We start from the raw sequence: 15,114 nt of genomic DNA, 5'->3' as shown, positions 1-15,114 counted from the left end.
GCGCCGGGGCCGAAACGTTCCAGGCCGAGGCCGAAGCGTGACAGCAGCTCAGCCTGCGCGGCGATGCGATCGGCGTCTTCTTCCGGCAGATCGACGATTTCGGGGATGAGCAGTATCTGCGCGGCCAGCGGCCTGGCATAGAGCGCTTCCTTCATGGCCTCGTAGACCAGCCGCTCATGGGCGGCGTGCTGATCGACCAGCAGCAGGCCCTCGCCATTCTGCGCGATGATGAAATTGTCAAACATCTGCGCCCGCGCCGTGCCCAGCGGGTAGTCGGCCAGCGCCGGGGCCGGTTCGGCCTCCACCCGCGCGCTGGGCCCGTCAAGGCCTTCAATGCGCGGCTCGCCAAAGCCGGGCGAGAACGGGTTGCTGCCGCCCGATCCCGACACGCGCTCATAGCCGGCGAACGCTGCTGTCTGCGCGGGCCGGTAAGGGAAGGCGGCAGAGGATGGGACACCGGCCTGCGGCTCCGGCGCCGTGAACGCGCCAAGCACATCGTCGGCCACACTGCTTGAGGCCCTGAACCCGGCGGCCGCCAGCCCCTCGCCAATCGCCCGGATCACCGCGCTGCGCACCGCCCCGCCATCGCGGAAGCGCAATTCGGCCTTGGCCGGGTGGACATTGACGTCAACCTCTGCCGGATCAATGGCAATATAGAGCGCCACCACCGGGAAGCGGTCGCGGAAGACATAGTCGCCATAGGCGGCCCGCACCGCGCCCACCAGCACCTTGTCGCGCACCGAGCGACCATTGACGAAGTAGAACTGGCTCAGACTATTGGCCCGCGTATAGGTGGGCAGCCCGGCCATCCCGGCCACCACCACACCATGCCGGCTATGCGCCAGCGTCACTGCGTTCTGCGCGAAATCATCGCCGATCACCTGCGCCAGCCGGGCCTGCAGGGCGCCGGTGCCGGTGACCGCCGGCCAGTTCGACGCCGAGCGGTCGCTGCCATTGAGCACAAAATGCACGCTGGGATTGGCCATGGCGAGGCGCTTCAGCACATCGGTGATGGCGCCGGATTCACCGCGATCGGTCTTGAGAAATTTGAGCCGCGCCGGGACATTGGCGAAGAGGTTCTTCACTTCGACAATGGTGCCCCGGTTCAGCGCCTGTGGCACCGGCCCCGAGCGCACGCCATTGCGCACCTCAATGCGCAACCCGTTCTCGGCATCAGCGGGGCGCGATGAAATGGTCAGCTCGGCCACCGAGCCAATTGATGCCAGCGCCTCGCCGCGAAAGCCGAGGCTCCGGATATCGTCAAGGTCGTCGCTGGCGAGCTTGGAGGTGGCGTGGCGCTCCACTGACAGCAGCAGATCGGCCCGATCCATGCCGTGCCCGTCATCCTCGATGCGCAGCAGGCTCTTGCCGCCCGCTGCCGTGGTGACCACGATGCGACTGGCGCCGGCATCGATGGCGTTCTCCACCAGTTCCTTGACCACGCTGGCAGGCCGCTCCACCACCTCGCCAGCGGCGATGCGGTTGATCAGAACTTCGGGCAGTTGGCGGATGGGCACGGGCGATTCTCCTGAGTGCCGAATATAGAGGTTTAGCCGCCGCTTTCCGACCCGCTTGTGCAACTTGCCCCCGGCCAGTATCACCAGCGGATGACCCAGCCGCCCAGCACCCCGATGAACCACGCCCTGGCACTGGCCGAAGAAGCCGCCGCCAATGGTGAAGCCCCCGTCGGCGCCGTCATCATGGAAGGCAATATCGTGCTGGCCGCCGAGCGCAACCGTATGAAGGCGCTCAATGATCCCACCGCCCACGCCGAATTGCTGGCCATGCGTGCCGCGCTGGCCAGGCGCGGCACCGGCAGGCTCGATGGCTGCGATCTCTATGTGACGCTGGAGCCCTGCGCCATGTGCGCCGGCGCCATTGCGCATACGCGGCTGCGGCGGGTCTATTTTGCTGCCGAGGATCCCAAGGCCGGGGCGGTGGAAAACGGCATACGCCTGTTCGACCAGCCCACCTGCCACCACCAGCCCGAAGTGATCGGCGGCATCGGCGCTGAACGCGCCGAAACCATGCTCAAGGATTTCTTCCGCGCGCTGCGGCGCGGCTGAGCCTGCGCCGTTCCGGTCAGCTCAGCGGAAACACATCACGGATTTTCGGGTCACGCAGCCACAGCGCCACCCACATCGCCACGCCGAAATAGATGCCGAACAGGGTATGGCTGAACAGCGGATTATCGACCCGCAGATTGGCGGCCAGCGCGGCGCTCAGCAGTCCGGTCATCAGAACGGCCCCGAGCAGGGCTGTGCGGGGAAACGCATAGAGCGCCATGCAGGCCAGCTCGATGCAGCCGATCAGCAGCATGTACTTGATCGGCCAGCCGACCACGGTCAGCGGTTCGATGGCCACCTGTAGCCGAAGTAGTTTGGGTGCGACCGATGCCCCCAGAATAAACACGATGAGCAACCCGCTCAAAATCCAGCCCGCCAGTACCATGATCGACCCCTTTCATGGGCAGCGTGAATGCTGCCTCAGCACCACGACGAACAAGGGGCGTCGGCTTCGACATACCCCAATGATCCCATTGGCGAGCGAGGGCGTTTTAGCCGGGCTACCTGACTCCGGCTGCAGGCAACCGATCCTGGATATAGTCTTCGATCTTCTGGGCCAGAATGCGCTTGAACCGGTCCTTCTCGGCCTCGCCATGGGACACGATTTCGCGCACGCGCCAGAATTCCAGCGCGCCGAAATTGGCGACATGCGGCCTTATATAGATGTCGGGCGGATAGGCCGCCATCATATGCGCCGTCAGCGAATGCATCATGATCTGGGCTGAGCCGAACCACAGGTCGAGCGCCTTGTGATCGGTCTTGGCTATGCCTTGGGACGGGTCGCCATTGACGTCGATGCCGATCAGGAAATCGGTGCCGATATCAGCCTGGTCGAGCGGCAGCGGATTGACCACCCCGCCATCGACCAGGATGTGGTTGGCATAGGTCACCGGCTTGAACAGGCTCGGTATGGCGATCGAGCCGGCGATGGCGGGCCGCAGCGCGCCCGAATTGAACACCACCTGGTGCCAGCTTTGGAAATCGGTAGCCACCACATAGAGCGGGATCTTGAGATCCTTGAACTCGAGCGGGAACCCCTCGGGAATGAAGCTGTCGACAATGCTGCTGGCATCGAGCTGCATGGAAATGCCATTCTTGAGAATGCCGCCCAGACCGCGCAACTGGATCGCCCACAGCTTGGTGGCGATGGTGCGCATCGTGCCCAGCACTGAAAAGGAGTGCTCGCGTAGTTCCTTGCCCGTCATGCCCGCCGCCCAGCCGGCGCCGATCAAGGCGCCGATCGAGGTGCCCGAAATAACCGTCGGCCGCAGCCCGAGTTCATCCATGGCTTCAATATAGGGAATATGGGTCAGTCCGCGCGCCGAGCCGCCGCCCAGTGCGATGCCAATTCTTGGCCCTGAAATCGTGCTCATCGCGTCCCGCTCCTTGCCCTTGTTGCGCAGACGGTCGGCGAAGGCTTGGCCGCGTATTTGCAGCGGAGTCAGCGGACGGGGCGACGGTGTCTGGTCAAAGACTGTCTTGCCCAAGCCTAGCGTACTTAGGTTGAGGAAAGGTTCAGAGACCGGTGCGGGCAAGCTCGCGCCAGCCGATATCGCGGCGGCAGAAGCCTTCGGGCCAGTCAATTTTGTCCACGCCTGCGTAAGCACGCTGCTGTGCCTCCCGGACACTAGAGCCCAGCGCGGTCACGTTAAGCACGCGTCCGCCCTCAGCAAGTAAACGCAGGCCATCGCGCCGCGTTCCCGCGTGGAACACTTGAACATGCGCGGAGCCGGCATTTTCCACTCCATTGATCACCGAGCCCTTGGCGTAGCTGCCCGGATAGCCCTTGGTCGCCATGATGACGGTCAGGGCATATTGGTTCTTCCAGACCACGTCGTGCCCCGCCAGCGTGCCGGTTGCTGTGGCGTGCAGCAACGGCAGGACGTCGCTCTCCATGCGCAGCATCATCACCTGGGTTTCCGGGTCACCAAAGCGGGCATTGTATTCCACCAGGCGCGGCCCCGTCGCCGTCAGCATCAGCCCGGCATAGAGCACGCCCTGATAAGGTGTGCCGCGCGCGGCAAGACCCCTGACCGTGGGCCAGATCACCCGGTCGAGGGTTTCCTGATAGATCTCCTGGGTCATCACCGGGGCAGGGGAATAGGCACCCATGCCGCCCGTATTGGGGCCGGTATCGCCGTCAAAGGCGCGCTTGTGGTCCTGGGCGGTGGTCAGCGGCAGAATGTCGGTGCCGTCGCACAGCACGAACAGGCTGACCTCTTCGCCCTCCATGAATTCCTCGATCACCACTTCTGCGCCGGCCTGGCCAAAAGCCCCGGCAAAGCAATCGATGATCGCGGCTTCGGCTTCGTCCACGCTCATTGCCACCGTGACGCCCTTGCCGGCGGCCAGCCCGTCAGCCTTGATCACGATAGGGGCGCCTTGCGTATAGAGATAGGCCAGCGCCGCCGCTTCGGTATCAAAGCGCCCATAGGCCGCGGTGGGGATGCCCATCTCGTCGCACAGTGCCTTGGTAAAGCCCTTGGACCCTTCGAGCTGGCCCGCTGCCCTGGATGGGCAGAAACAGTCAAACCCCGCGGCCCGCACGTCGTCGCCCAGCCCGGCCACGACCTGGGCATCGGGACCGACCACCACGAAGTCGATTTTTTGGGCTTGGCAAAAAGCCACGACAGCAGCGTGATCGGTAATGTCGAGTGCCACATTCTCGGCGACCGCGCCCGTCCCGCCATTCCCTGGGGCAATGAACAGCTTGCTCAACTGCGGCGACTGGGCGATTTTCCATGCCAGCGCATGCTCGCGCCCACCCGAACCGATCACCAGAACCCGCATGTCATGCCCTCCGCGCTTGTTGTGCGCGTGATGCACGAAGGCAAAGGGAGAGGCAAGGATTTGTTGTTCGAGATAGCGCAGTCGTCTCCCTCCCCCTTGTGGGGAGGGATCACGGGTGGGGGTATGACGGGCACTGGATCTGCGGCGGGATATCCCCACCCGACCCCTTCGGGGCCACCCTCCCCACAAGGGGGAGGGAAGGCCACGGGGAGCTTCGTGGGAACAATCCCTCGCCGGACCCTCTGGATCGCTCAGTTACCTCATCATAGCAGTGGGCAGCTACATCTCGGCTTCGGTAAAGATCCGGCTGAGGTCGCCATTCCATTCGCCATGGAACTTGTCGAGCCAGCGCTCCGCCGGGGATTTTGACAGGCGGATGGTTTCTTCCAGCGGCGCCAGATGTATGGTCTCATCCTCACCCATTGCGTTCAGGCGATTGCGGCGGACCAGACCGGCCTGGGCGATGCCCACCGCCTGGGCCGCAAAATCATAGACATTGGTCCGGTCAAACGGCGTCATCAGTCCCAGTCGCGGTACCTCGTGGCGCATATCCTCGCGCTCCGACTGGGTCCATGGCGCGATCAACTCATAGGCGGCTTCAAGCGATACGGCGTCGTACAGCAACCCGGTCCAGAACGCTGACAGCGCCGTCACCGATTTTTCGTCGCCCATATCGCCGCCGCGCATTTCCAGGAACTGCTTGAGGCGCACTTCGGGGAAAATCGTCGAAAGGTGGTCTTCCCAATCCTTGATGGTGGGTTTTTCGCCCGGCAACTGGCTCAGTTCGCCGCGCAGGAAGGCCCGGAAGCTCTCGCCAGCCACATTGACATAGTCACCATCGCGGACCACGAAATACATCGGCACATCCAACGCGTAGTCGGCATATTGCTCGAAGCCAAAGCCTTCCTCAAAGGCGAAAGGCAGCATGCCGGTGCGCGCGTCATCGGTGTTGAGCCAGATGTGGCTGCGAAAGCTGAGATAGCCGGTGTCGCGGCCATCAGCGAACGGGGAATTGGCAAACAGCGCGGTGGCGACCGGCTGCAAGGCTACCGCTACGCGCAGCTTCTTGACCATGTCGGCTTCACTGGAAAAATCCAGATTGGCCTGCACCGTCGCCGAGCGGAACATCATCGAGGTGCCCAGCGAGCCGACCTTTTCCATATAGGGTTTCATGATGGCGTAGCGTGATTTGGGCATCGAGCAGATTTCCTCGACCGACCACAACGGCGTAACGCCCAGGCCCAGGAAATGGATGTCGAGCGGGCCGGCGACCTTCTTGCTGACCGCCATATGGTCGGCCAACTCGGCCGCTGAGGCGTGCAGGTCGATTTGCGGCGATCCCGACAGTTCGAACTGCCCGCCGGGCTCCAGCGAAATCCCGCCCGCGATCTCGTCATTGCGCAGGCCGATGACATTGTCGCCATCATAGAATGGATGCCAGCCGGTCTCTGCCTGGATGCCCTCCAGCAGGGCGCGAATGCCATTGGGACCCTCATAGGCCACTGGCCGCAGCGGATTGGTGTGGAACACATGCTTTTCGTGTTCGGTGCCAATGCGCCATTCGCTCTCGGGTTTGCACCCGCGCGCCATAGCCTCAATCAGGTCGGCACGCGATTCGATCAGAGGGCTGTAGCTATCGGCGCCGGCCATGAAGTATCCTCGGTCTAGGAGGGGAAAATGATGGGCGGAACATAGCGCCGCGCAAGCCGAATGCAATCGCCTTTTATCGCCAATCGCCGATGATTGCTTGAATTACCGCCAAGGCGGCCACCGCTGCCGTGTCGGCGCGCAAGATGCGGGGACCCAGGCTAATCGGCACCACATAAGGCAAGCCGAGCAATTTTACCCGTTCCTCCTCGGAAAATCCACCTTCAGGCCCAATCAGCAGGCCTACCGGCTTACCTCTCAGCGCGCTCACCGCCTCGACCGGCGAGGCAGACGCCGCGCCTTCGTCAGCCACGATCAGCTGTCGCTCGACCGGCCAGCCATCGAGCAGGCGTTCCAGGGTAATTTCCGGCTCAACGCGGGGAACGCTGAGGACTTCGCATTGTTCGGCCGCCTCAATGGCATTGGCCACCAGCCGCTCATGCTTGAGACGGCTGACCTGGGTGCGACGGGTCAGTACCGGCTGAATGGTGCCCACGCCCATTTCGACCGCCTTCTGGATCACATAGTCGAGACGTTCGCTTTTCAGCGGTGCAAAACCATACCAGAGATCCGAAACCGGCGTCTGTTCGGCGATCTGCTCGATCAGTTCGAGCCCCACCGACTTCTTGGAATCGCTGGTCAGCGCGCAGCGCCAGGCACCATCCCGCCCATTGAACAGCACCACCTCATCGCCCACGCTCTTGCGCAGCACGGCCGCCAGATACAGCGACTGCTCCTTGCCCAGCGTCAGCTGGCCGCCAGCGGCCAGATCGGGTTCAACATAAAGGCGCGGCAGATTGGCATGATTGCGGGGCATGGGAGTTCCAGTTTTATGCACAATTCTTCCGCAGCCACCGGCCGGCACCTCCCCTTGATGAGGGAGGCTGGGAGGGGTGACGGAAGCCACGATATAGGGGCCAAACCGCCCCCGCCCTTGATCCGTCCCCGCCAGGAGGAGGTGTCGACTGAGACAATTGCGGTCACCATGAGGTCTACTCTAAATGTGGCGAACACAGTAGACCTCATCCTGAGCTTGTCGAAGGACGAGGTCGTGGCAGGCCGATCCTGCACGATTTCGTCGACTCTAAAGAAGGTCGTGGCACCATGTCCGAAAGCAATCAGCCCTCATCTGCCCCCGACACCGTCGCCGATGCCCAATCGGGCAATTGGGTTGATCTCTACTTCCCCGATTGGCTCAAGCCCTATGCGCGGCTGGCGCGCTGGGACAGGCCCATCGGCTTCTGGCTGCTGTTCTGGCCCTGCACCTGGGGCCTGGGATTGGCGGCAATCGCCACGCCGGAACGCGGCTTTGATTTTCCGGCGGCCATTCTGATGCTGATTGGCGCGGTGCTGATGCGCGGCGCCGGTTGCACCTTCAACGATATTGTTGATCGCGACATCGACATGCAGGTCGCCCGCACCCGCTCGCGGCCGATACCCTCGGGGGCCGTCACCAGCCGCGATGCGCTGGCTTTTCTTGTCGCCCAGGCCCTGCTGGCCTCGGTCGTGCTGTTCCAGTTCAATCGCTTCACCGTGCTGGCCGGGGTGGCCTCGCTGGTTCTGGTGGCGATCTATCCATTCATGAAGCGCATCACCTGGTGGCCCCAGCTATTCCTCGGCTTGGCCTTCTCCTATGGCGCGCTGGTCGGCTGGAGTTCACAGACCGCCGGCCTGGCCATGCCGGCGCTGCTCGCCTATTTCGGCACCATCCTCTGGGTCATCGGCTATGACACGATCTACGCGCTGCAGGATGTGGAGGACGACGCACTGATCGGCGTCAAATCCACTGCCCTGCTGTTTGGCAGCAAGGCGCGTCTGATCGTGTCGGGGTTCTATGCCGCTGCCTATGTGCTGTGGCTCGCTGCCGCCACCCTGGCCGGGGCCGGTATCGTCTTTGCCGTGTTCTCACTGGTAGCCGCCGGCCTGTTGGCCTGGCAGGTGCAGACCCTCGACGCCGAAGTCGAGGGCAATGCACTGGCCCGGTTCAAATCCAACCACTATGTCGGCATCGCGCTGGTGCTGGCCATGCTGGCCGACTGGGTGTGGTAGCCAGCGTTCGCCTCAGGCGCTGTTCTGGTTACAAAAGTGGTGCTCAATGTTAACATTGTGCTAATGCCAAAAGGGTTGACCGCACCACCGGTCAACCCTTTTTGACGTCACCTGGAGGTGTAGAAAAACTCAGGCGTCGAGCTGGCCGGGCTTGCGGCGGTTGAGAAAACGCGGGCGGCGACCAGCTTCGGCAACCAGCTTGCGGCGGCTCTGACTATTGCCGACCATGACGCCATCGACCTGCTGGCTATAGGGCATATAGGCGCCGTCGCCGGCCTTGATGAACAGCGGCAGGCGCAGCTTCTTGCCCCAGTTCTGCCATTCAGCGACGACACTGTGATTGCCCTCTTCTTCGAACACGCGGTAGTTCAGCGCGCTGTCGGAATGGACCAGCTCGATCGAACTGGTCAGCACGCCGTCTTCCGACAGCGCCGTTGCCACGGCAACACCGATGAACTCGGTGACCGGCACCTTGATCTTGATCGCCACGCCGCTCTGTTCAAGCATGCGGCGGATCGTGACCGTTTTAACCGGGTCCCGGGGGCCGTTGTCGTTGGCGGCAACAAACCGGCGCTCCGCTACTGCGGGCTTGCCGAATGCCAGGACGACCGACGATCCTTCCATCGCAAAACCATGAACCATTGTGAATTCGCCTTCCTGTCAACCTCGAGAGCTGATTTTTGGTGCTCTCTTTTGTAGGCTCAACATACCCGGCGAACTTACCTGGCTCCTTAATCGGTTGGGTTAAGTTTATCTTGTTTTTCGAGAGGGTTAGCAGGACGTTGCACCCAGTAGCACCCGGTTAACCCCGCCCGGTGTGGGGCTGTTAACGCTGCCACATTTGGCGCGCTGGCGATGGCGCGCCGAGCCCCCCTTGTCCAAACTCCGGGGCAAGCCTAAAAGGCCCGGAATATGCCCGTTCCGCCCACCTCCCACGCCGACGATCTTGAACTGCTCCGCACTGCCGCGGTGGCAGCGGGCATCATTGCCACTGGCTTCTTCAGGCGTGATGTAAAGAGCTGGAACAAGGAAAATGCCTCTCCGGTAAGCGAAGCCGACATCCTGGTGGATCGCTATCTGGCCGCGACGCTGCTGCAGGCGCGCCCGACCTATGGCTGGTTGAGCGAAGAAACCACGGACAATCCTTCACGATTGAATTGCGAGCGCGTGTTCGTGGTCGATCCGATCGACGGGACGCGTGGCTTCCTGCGCGGTGAGGATAGCTGGACGGTGTGTCTGGCGGTGGTGGAAAACGGGGTCGCTGTGGCCGGGGTCGTTTACGCCCCCATGCGCGACGAACTCTATGAGGCGGTCAGGGGAGGCGGCGCCCGGCTCAATGGCCAGCCCATCCGGCGCCGCCGCCGTCCCGGCTCGCCCCCGGTCATTCCCGCCGCTGGTGCTGTGCATCAACAATTGCAGGATGCCGGACTCAATTATACGCGTGGCCCCTATTATCCTTCCCTGGCCTATCGGCTGGTCCAGGTGGCCACCGGCACGCTCGATGCCGTGGTCAGCCGCCGCGGCAGTCAGGACTGGGATATCGCCGCCGCAACGGTCATTCTGGACGAGTGCGGCATCGATATTGCCGATGTCTGCTGTGGGTTCCCCCGCTTCAACAAACGCGATGTCCGCCACGGGGCGCTTGCGGCGCTGGGCGACATGAGCCTAAAACCCCTGCTCCATGCGGCGCTGATCACGGTCTATGGCTGCCCTGCCGATGAAGCGTCCGCCGTATCGCAAACTTCCACCGATGAACGGATCTGAACCGATGGCTGATAAGAACGTCCCCCAAGAACAATTGCTGCACCTGGTGATCGGCGGCGAACTGTCCAGTATCGAAGGCATAACCTTCGCCGATCTCGACAAGGTCGACATTGTGGGACTGTATCCGAACTATGCTGCGGCGCTCGTCGCCTGGAAGCAGAAGGCACAGATGACCGTCGATAGCGCCCAGACACGCTATTTCATTGTGCACCTGCACCGTCTGCTCGACCCGCAGTCCGACAAGAAGTAACGGAGCGGGGCCTCAGTCAGGTCTCGAGCACGTCCAGAATTGCCTGCATCGCGCCCGGGCCGCCAATCCGTTGGCGGCCGATATTGGCCTGCCGCCGCCGCTCCTCGTCGTCCCCCAGCAGGTTACGCAGTGCGGCGCCGATGGCCCCGGCATCTGCGGACACCACGGTGCGCGCATCACCAAACAGCTTCTGCTCATCGTTGAACCGCGAGCGGCGGTCGCGTTGGTTGACGAAGGTCACCGCCGGTCTGCCCAGCCCCAGCGCTTGGACGGTTGCCGTACCGGCCTGCGACAGCACCAGATCGGACGCCTCCAGCAGATTGCCCATCGCCCCACCCCGCGCCATCTGCACGGTCAGTTCGCCATCGGTCAACTCGCCCAGATCATCTGATTCCGCGCTCAGCATATGGCTGCGCCGCAACCCGGTCTTTTTGGCCAGATCGTCAATATTGATACCGCCGGCTACGGCCAGAAAGATATCGGGCCGCTCATCGATCGGCAGGGTGCGCAGGGCATCTATCTGCAGCTCAAAACTCTCGGCGGTCAACGCGCGGCTGCCTGGCAGCAGCGTCACACCCAGCCGTCGGCTGCGACGAGCCTGGGCGTCGTAATTGCCATGGGGAACCGTATCCATCATCACATTGCCGGCCGAGCGGGCATCAACGCCGACACTCTCCAGCGATTGCGCCAGGCTGTCGGCCCGACAGAACACCGTCCTGCAGGCGCGTTTGATGACAAATCGCTCGGCGGCCGAATACAGCCGCGCCGCGCCGGTCTTGTAGACGTCCAGATAGATCAGATCGCGATGTCCGGTGGCATAGGCCGCCAGCACACCGGTGACATCACCCACCACGATAACGCGCTCATATTTGCCGCGGATCCTGCGCAAGAAACGCAGGGCTGGTGGCACGGTCTTCAGCCCGCCATTGGCCAGGTCGCGTTGCAGTGAGCCTTTGACATTGCGCCAGCCTTCAGAGGCCAGCGTAGCGCGGGGCCCGACAATCGGACAGATCCCGGTAAAGGCATTGCCAGCGCCGATCATCGGATAGGCTTCAACTTCAATGGTTTTTGGCAGGCGCGCAATAATGGCCGCGGCAATCCAGTCTTCGCCGTGACCATTGGATATGAAGAGGAAACGACGGCGGCGGACAGACGCTTCCGGCACCATCAGGCGTCCAGGCCAAACCGGGCGAACGCCGTATGCGCCGCGGCTGCGTCGGCATAGGCTTCCTGACGATCGACGTTCCAGTAAAATAGTTCATCAAGAGGAATCGGCTTGCCGGTGATGGCGCAACGGGCAAAACTGCCCGGCTTGAGGACGACGTAATCGCCATCAAGATAACGGATCACCGCTTCGGTGGGCCCCAGGCCCTTGTCGAAAAGGTTCATCATGAAAGTCCTTAAACTAGGTATCGATATAGCGCCCAATGCTGCGGATCAAAAGAGGCTTTCCTGACTGCCATTATCCTGTTGGCCACGTGGCTTTTTCTTGATTACCGGACTACCAGCAATTGTTGCCGCGACTGCGCCGTCAGCAAATTCGATGGCCACCGCATCGCCGGGGCTGAGTCCGGCCCGTTCCTGGACCAGATTACCGTCGGCGTCCTTTATGACGGCGTAGCCGCGCGCCAGCACGTTTCTGTAGCTCAGCGACGCCAGCATCTTGTCGGCTTGGCTCAGCGCCTTGCGGCAGTCACTCAAGCGCACTGTCATGCCACTGCGCAGCCGCGACGACATTGGCGTCAACAGGCTGCGCGCGTGGCGCAATTCAGTCCGCAGTGCCACTGGCGAGATTTTGTGCCCGACACCCAGCCACTGGGCCTGCTTGCGTTCGAGCAGCCGCGCTATCGCCGTTCCCAGCAGCGCGGCGCGCGGATCAAAAGTGAGGCGGGTGCGATCCACGGTCTTGCGCAATCCCGTTTCCGCGCGCAACGACAAATTGCGCAACCGCTCGGTGCCCTCCTGGCGTTGGCCATGCAGCAGGCGCGGCGCAAATCGGGAATCAAGCCGCGAGAAATGCACGCGCGATGACTGCACCGAATGGCGCAAATTGCCCAGCAAATTGGCGGCGGCGTAGTCGAGCCGCTGGCGTTGCAGCGCCACCAGATCGCTCGCCCGTGGCAGGCCGGCCACGGCAGCACGCAAGCGGTCCCGTGCCGTCGCGGTAACCCGTCGCGTGGCTTGGCGCTGGCGGCCCCCCAGATCATCGACATAGCCGATCAGTTCGGTTCGCACGGGCACGGCGGCTTCGGCGGCGGCCGTCGGTGTGGGCGCGCGCATGTCGGCGGCGTAGTCGATCAAGGTGGTGTCGGTCTCATGCCCGACCGCTGAAATAATCGGAATGCCGCTGGCGGCGACGGCCCGCACCACAGCTTCTTCGTTGAAGCCCCACAGGTCTTCGATTGAACCGCCACCCCGCGCCACAATCAGCAGATCGGGTCGCGGCATGGCCCCGCCGGGCAGCATGGCATTAAAGCCCTCAATGGCGGCGGCGACTTCGGTCGCGCAAGTCTCGCCCTGTACGCGTACGGGCCACACCATGACGTGGCTGGGAAAACGATCGGCCAGGCGGTGCAGGATATCGCGGATCACCGCGCCCGTGGGTGAGGTGATGACGCCAATCACTCGTGGCAGATAGGGCAGGGGTCTTTTGCGTTCACGCGCAAACAGCCCTTCAGCCTGCAGCTTGCGCTTGCGCTCTTCGAGCAGTGCCATCAGCGCGCCGGCCCCGGCTGGTTCGATATTGTCGATAACGATCTGATATTTGGACGAGCGTGGGAAGGTGGTCAGGCGCCCGGTGGCGATGACTTCGAGCCCTTCCTGGGGTTTGAAGGTCAGCTTGCTGTAATTGCCCTTCCACACGACCGCGTCGATAGCCGCGTTTTCATCCTTCAGGGTGAAATAGGCGTGGCCCGACGAGTGCTGGCCGCGAAAGCCGGAAATTTCGCCGCGCACCCGCACATGGCCAAATTCGTCCTCGACGGTGCGTTTGACCGCCTGAGCGATTTCGCTGACGCTGAATTCGGCGGCATTGGTAAGAGGATCGGCCATATCGACTTGGTGCGACATCGGCCCGGGCAGGTCAAGACCCGAGCCGGCTTACTCCGCAGCTTCTGCGTCGGGCAGGGCGGTTTCGAGATTGCCCATCGATTGCACGATATGGCTGGCCAGCGCGTCATAGATGCCGCCATAGGCGTGGCTGGCTCGCATCAGGGCGATCTGCGCATCGCCCAGCCGCGGCAGGCCGACATCGTCATTGATCACCCGCATGCCCGGCTGCAGTGCGCTTTCGGGTAGAAAGCCGATAGCCAGATCCGACAGCACCGCGCTCGAAATCGCCGTGGCGTTCGAGGACGTATAGGCAATGCGATAGTCCTTGCCGGTGCGATCGAGGGCTTCGAGCGCGTCCTTGCGCCAGATGCAGCATGACGGACCGCAGGCAATGGCTATCGGCTCGCTGGCGAGAGCCCGTCCGCCATGCGACGTCACCCAGTGCATCTTCTCGGTGCGGAACAGCTCCCCGTAATTCTGTTCGGTGCCCTGGGTGAAAACGATCAGGTCATAGCGCCCGACCCGCATACCGTTCAGCAGCTCTTCCGAGGCCATGCAGGCGACATCCACGGCGATCTTGGGATGGGTGCGCTGAAAGCTCGACAGAATGACGGGCAGCAGCCGCACCGCATAGTCGTCCGGCACGCCGAAGCGGATCGACCCCGCCAATACGCCATCGGAGAAGTGGTCCATGATCTCGGCATTGGTGCGCAGCATCTTGCGTGCGCGGGCATAGAGCGCCTCGCCATGCACGGTCAGCGTCACGCTGCGGCCGTCGCGAGCCAACAAAGACTGCCCCAGCCGCTCTTCGAGCCGCTTGATCTGCATGGAGACGGCCGACTGGGTCTTGTTGACCCGCCGCGCCGCCTCGGTGAAGCTGCCGCAATCGGCAATGGCACAGAAGCTTTGCAGCTGGTCCAGATCAAGCGGTGCGGCCATAGCCCCTCACATCACTCAAATTGATGAATTAGATAAAATCTATTTGTTAGACGAATGAATGTCCAGAGGCGTATTCATTGATCACAGGCACCAGACTACACGGCGCCCGCACCGCCGGCCCCGCGCTCGGCACACCACATTGTCTGGAGACATATCATGGCTATCTCGCTGTTCAGCGAGCGGTCACTTGCGGCCGCCTCGCACCGTCCATTTGCCGCGTTTACGCGCTGGGTCGCCCAGGCGAAAGCGGCGCGCGCCCGTCGCAATGCCCTGACAACCATGCTTGAACTCGATCAGGCCCGTCTCGCCGATCTGGGCATTACGCGCGCCGATATTCAGGCCGCGATCAAGGCGCCGCGCTATGCCGGCACCGAGCATGTGCTCAATGCCGCCCGGGCCCGCAACGCCCGTCTTTAGGCCAGCCTGAACAAGTTTTCGCGGAGCGGAGCGCTCGGTGACACCGGTTGGTACGGATCGTCGTTGCGAGCTCGTGCCATCTCCTGGGTCGGTTTTGCCGCCGATCCAGTTTCCTGATGACTTGCCGGACCGTGCCTCGCA

At 62.8% G+C, this 15,114-nt stretch carries 16 protein-coding genes; 5 read left to right on the top strand and 11 right to left on the bottom strand.

The window, feature by feature from the left end; translation table 11 throughout:
- On the bottom strand, positions 1 to 1,517 hold a 1,517-nt coding region (mutL, locus tag Q8O80_RS05885; protein WP_305577911.1), incomplete at its 3' end, for a DNA mismatch repair endonuclease MutL.
- A 90-nt stretch (positions 1,518 to 1,607) separates the two neighbouring features.
- Here mutL and Q8O80_RS05880 point away from each other — a divergent pair.
- The gene (locus Q8O80_RS05880; protein ID WP_305577909.1) at positions 1,608 to 2,066 is read left to right on the top strand and encodes a nucleoside deaminase; all 459 of its coding nucleotides are present in this window, start codon (positions 1,608 to 1,610) and stop codon (positions 2,064 to 2,066) included.
- A 16-nt stretch (positions 2,067 to 2,082) separates the two neighbouring features.
- Here the strand turns inward: Q8O80_RS05880 and Q8O80_RS05875 are convergent, their stop codons facing one another.
- The 5 genes from Q8O80_RS05875 to Q8O80_RS05855 all read right to left on the bottom strand — a co-directional run bounded on the left by Q8O80_RS05875 (position 2,083) and on the right by Q8O80_RS05855 (position 7,320).
- Positions 2,083 to 2,451 carry a DoxX family protein gene (locus Q8O80_RS05875; protein ID WP_305577907.1) on the bottom strand — a complete coding sequence of 123 codons (369 nt, stop codon included), beginning with the start codon at positions 2,449 to 2,451 and terminating at the stop codon, positions 2,083 to 2,085.
- A 115-nt stretch (positions 2,452 to 2,566) separates the two neighbouring features.
- Positions 2,567 to 3,439, bottom strand: a complete 873-nt coding sequence (locus Q8O80_RS05870) for a patatin-like phospholipase family protein (RefSeq protein WP_305577905.1) — start codon at positions 3,437 to 3,439, stop codon at positions 2,567 to 2,569.
- 142 nt (positions 3,440 to 3,581) lie between these two features.
- Positions 3,582 to 4,856: a phosphoribosylamine--glycine ligase gene (gene purD, locus Q8O80_RS05865; RefSeq protein WP_305577903.1), complete on the bottom strand. Its 1,275-nt coding sequence runs from the start codon at positions 4,854 to 4,856 to the stop codon at positions 3,582 to 3,584.
- A 279-nt stretch (positions 4,857 to 5,135) separates the two neighbouring features.
- On the bottom strand, positions 5,136 to 6,506 hold the full coding sequence (locus Q8O80_RS05860; protein WP_305577901.1) for a glutamate--cysteine ligase: 1,371 nt from the start codon (positions 6,504 to 6,506) through the stop codon (positions 5,136 to 5,138).
- A 73-nt stretch (positions 6,507 to 6,579) separates the two neighbouring features.
- The gene (locus tag Q8O80_RS05855; RefSeq protein WP_305577899.1) at positions 6,580 to 7,320 is read right to left on the bottom strand and encodes a 16S rRNA (uracil(1498)-N(3))-methyltransferase; all 741 of its coding nucleotides are present in this window, start codon (positions 7,318 to 7,320) and stop codon (positions 6,580 to 6,582) included.
- 287 nt (positions 7,321 to 7,607) lie between these two features.
- Between Q8O80_RS05855 and ubiA the strand changes: the two genes are divergently transcribed.
- Positions 7,608 to 8,552: a 4-hydroxybenzoate octaprenyltransferase gene (gene ubiA / locus Q8O80_RS05850; protein WP_305577897.1), complete on the top strand. Its 945-nt coding sequence runs from the start codon at positions 7,608 to 7,610 to the stop codon at positions 8,550 to 8,552.
- A 129-nt stretch (positions 8,553 to 8,681) separates the two neighbouring features.
- On the opposite strand, the gene Q8O80_RS05845 is transcribed toward ubiA, so the two are convergent.
- Positions 8,682 to 9,176: a DUF6101 family protein gene (locus Q8O80_RS05845; RefSeq protein WP_305577913.1), complete on the bottom strand. Its 495-nt coding sequence runs from the start codon at positions 9,174 to 9,176 to the stop codon at positions 8,682 to 8,684.
- A 288-nt stretch (positions 9,177 to 9,464) separates the two neighbouring features.
- Between Q8O80_RS05845 and Q8O80_RS05840 the strand changes: the two genes are divergently transcribed.
- Both Q8O80_RS05840 and Q8O80_RS05835 read left to right on the top strand, forming a co-directional pair.
- Positions 9,465 to 10,316, top strand: a complete 852-nt coding sequence (locus Q8O80_RS05840; protein WP_305577895.1) for a 3'(2'),5'-bisphosphate nucleotidase CysQ — start codon at positions 9,465 to 9,467, stop codon at positions 10,314 to 10,316.
- Between the two features lie 4 nt (positions 10,317 to 10,320).
- Positions 10,321 to 10,566: a DUF4170 domain-containing protein gene (locus Q8O80_RS05835; RefSeq protein ID WP_305577894.1), complete on the top strand. Its 246-nt coding sequence runs from the start codon at positions 10,321 to 10,323 to the stop codon at positions 10,564 to 10,566.
- Positions 10,567 to 10,582: 16 nt separating this feature from the next.
- Here Q8O80_RS05835 and Q8O80_RS05830 read toward each other — a convergent pair whose 3' ends face one another.
- The 4 genes from Q8O80_RS05830 to Q8O80_RS05815 are packed head-to-tail and all read right to left on the bottom strand — an operon-like array spanning position 10,583 to position 14,556.
- Positions 10,583 to 11,734 (bottom strand): hypothetical protein, encoded by a 1,152-nt coding sequence (locus tag Q8O80_RS05830; protein WP_305577893.1) that lies wholly within the window; start codon positions 11,732 to 11,734, stop codon positions 10,583 to 10,585.
- Entirely contained in the window at positions 11,734 to 11,955 is a 222-nt protein-coding gene (locus tag Q8O80_RS05825) for a DUF2093 domain-containing protein (RefSeq protein ID WP_305577891.1), read from the bottom strand. The genes Q8O80_RS05830 and Q8O80_RS05825 overlap by 1 nt, the downstream gene beginning before the upstream one ends.
- 48 nt (positions 11,956 to 12,003) lie before the next feature.
- The gene (xseA, locus tag Q8O80_RS05820) at positions 12,004 to 13,635 is read right to left on the bottom strand and encodes an exodeoxyribonuclease VII large subunit (protein WP_371136120.1); all 1,632 of its coding nucleotides are present in this window, start codon (positions 13,633 to 13,635) and stop codon (positions 12,004 to 12,006) included.
- A gap of 30 nt (positions 13,636 to 13,665) precedes the next feature.
- Entirely contained in the window at positions 13,666 to 14,556 is an 891-nt protein-coding gene (locus tag Q8O80_RS05815) for a LysR family transcriptional regulator (RefSeq protein WP_305577887.1), read from the bottom strand.
- A gap of 156 nt (positions 14,557 to 14,712) precedes the next feature.
- Here Q8O80_RS05815 and Q8O80_RS05810 point away from each other — a divergent pair, with 156 nt between their 5' ends.
- Positions 14,713 to 14,973, top strand: coding sequence for a hypothetical protein (locus Q8O80_RS05810; protein WP_305577885.1), 261 nt, complete (start codon positions 14,713 to 14,715; stop codon positions 14,971 to 14,973).
- Positions 14,974 to 15,114 lie beyond the last annotated feature (141 nt).

It is taken from the genome of Devosia sp. (assembly GCF_030689745.1).
GTDB classification, from domain to species: Bacteria; Pseudomonadota; Alphaproteobacteria; order Rhizobiales; family Devosiaceae; genus Devosia; species Devosia alba.
Note: the sequence above shows the minus strand (reverse complement) of the source record. Positions and strands in the feature narration are given on the sequence as shown.

Bases quoted from the DNA above. Each gene is read 5' to 3' on its own strand.
- Q8O80_RS05880 (WP_305577909.1), top strand. From the start codon at position 1,608: ATGACCCAGCCGCCCAGCACCCCGATGAACCACGCCCTGGCACTGGCC.
- Q8O80_RS05875 (WP_305577907.1), bottom strand. From the start codon at position 2,451: ATGGTACTGGCGGGCTGGATTTTGAGCGGGTTGCTCATCGTGTTTATT.
- Q8O80_RS05870 (WP_305577905.1), bottom strand. From the start codon at position 3,439: ATGAGCACGATTTCAGGGCCAAGAATTGGCATCGCACTGGGCGGCGGC.
- purD (WP_305577903.1), bottom strand. From the start codon at position 4,856: ATGCGGGTTCTGGTGATCGGTTCGGGTGGGCGCGAGCATGCGCTGGCA.
- Q8O80_RS05860 (WP_305577901.1), bottom strand. From the start codon at position 6,506: ATGGCCGGCGCCGATAGCTACAGCCCTCTGATCGAATCGCGTGCCGAC.
- Q8O80_RS05855 (WP_305577899.1), bottom strand. From the start codon at position 7,320: ATGCCCCGCAATCATGCCAATCTGCCGCGCCTTTATGTTGAACCCGAT.
- ubiA (WP_305577897.1), top strand. From the start codon at position 7,608: ATGTCCGAAAGCAATCAGCCCTCATCTGCCCCCGACACCGTCGCCGAT.
- Q8O80_RS05845 (WP_305577913.1), bottom strand. From the start codon at position 9,176: ATGGAAGGATCGTCGGTCGTCCTGGCATTCGGCAAGCCCGCAGTAGCG.
- Q8O80_RS05840 (WP_305577895.1), top strand. From the start codon at position 9,465: ATGCCCGTTCCGCCCACCTCCCACGCCGACGATCTTGAACTGCTCCGC.
- Q8O80_RS05835 (WP_305577894.1), top strand. From the start codon at position 10,321: ATGGCTGATAAGAACGTCCCCCAAGAACAATTGCTGCACCTGGTGATC.
- Q8O80_RS05830 (WP_305577893.1), bottom strand. From the start codon at position 11,734: ATGGTGCCGGAAGCGTCTGTCCGCCGCCGTCGTTTCCTCTTCATATCC.
- Q8O80_RS05825 (WP_305577891.1), bottom strand. From the start codon at position 11,955: ATGAACCTTTTCGACAAGGGCCTGGGGCCCACCGAAGCGGTGATCCGT.
- xseA (WP_371136120.1), bottom strand. From the start codon at position 13,635: ATGTCGCACCAAGTCGATATGGCCGATCCTCTTACCAATGCCGCCGAA.
- Q8O80_RS05815 (WP_305577887.1), bottom strand. From the start codon at position 14,556: ATGGCCGCACCGCTTGATCTGGACCAGCTGCAAAGCTTCTGTGCCATT.
- Q8O80_RS05810 (WP_305577885.1), top strand. From the start codon at position 14,713: ATGGCTATCTCGCTGTTCAGCGAGCGGTCACTTGCGGCCGCCTCGCAC.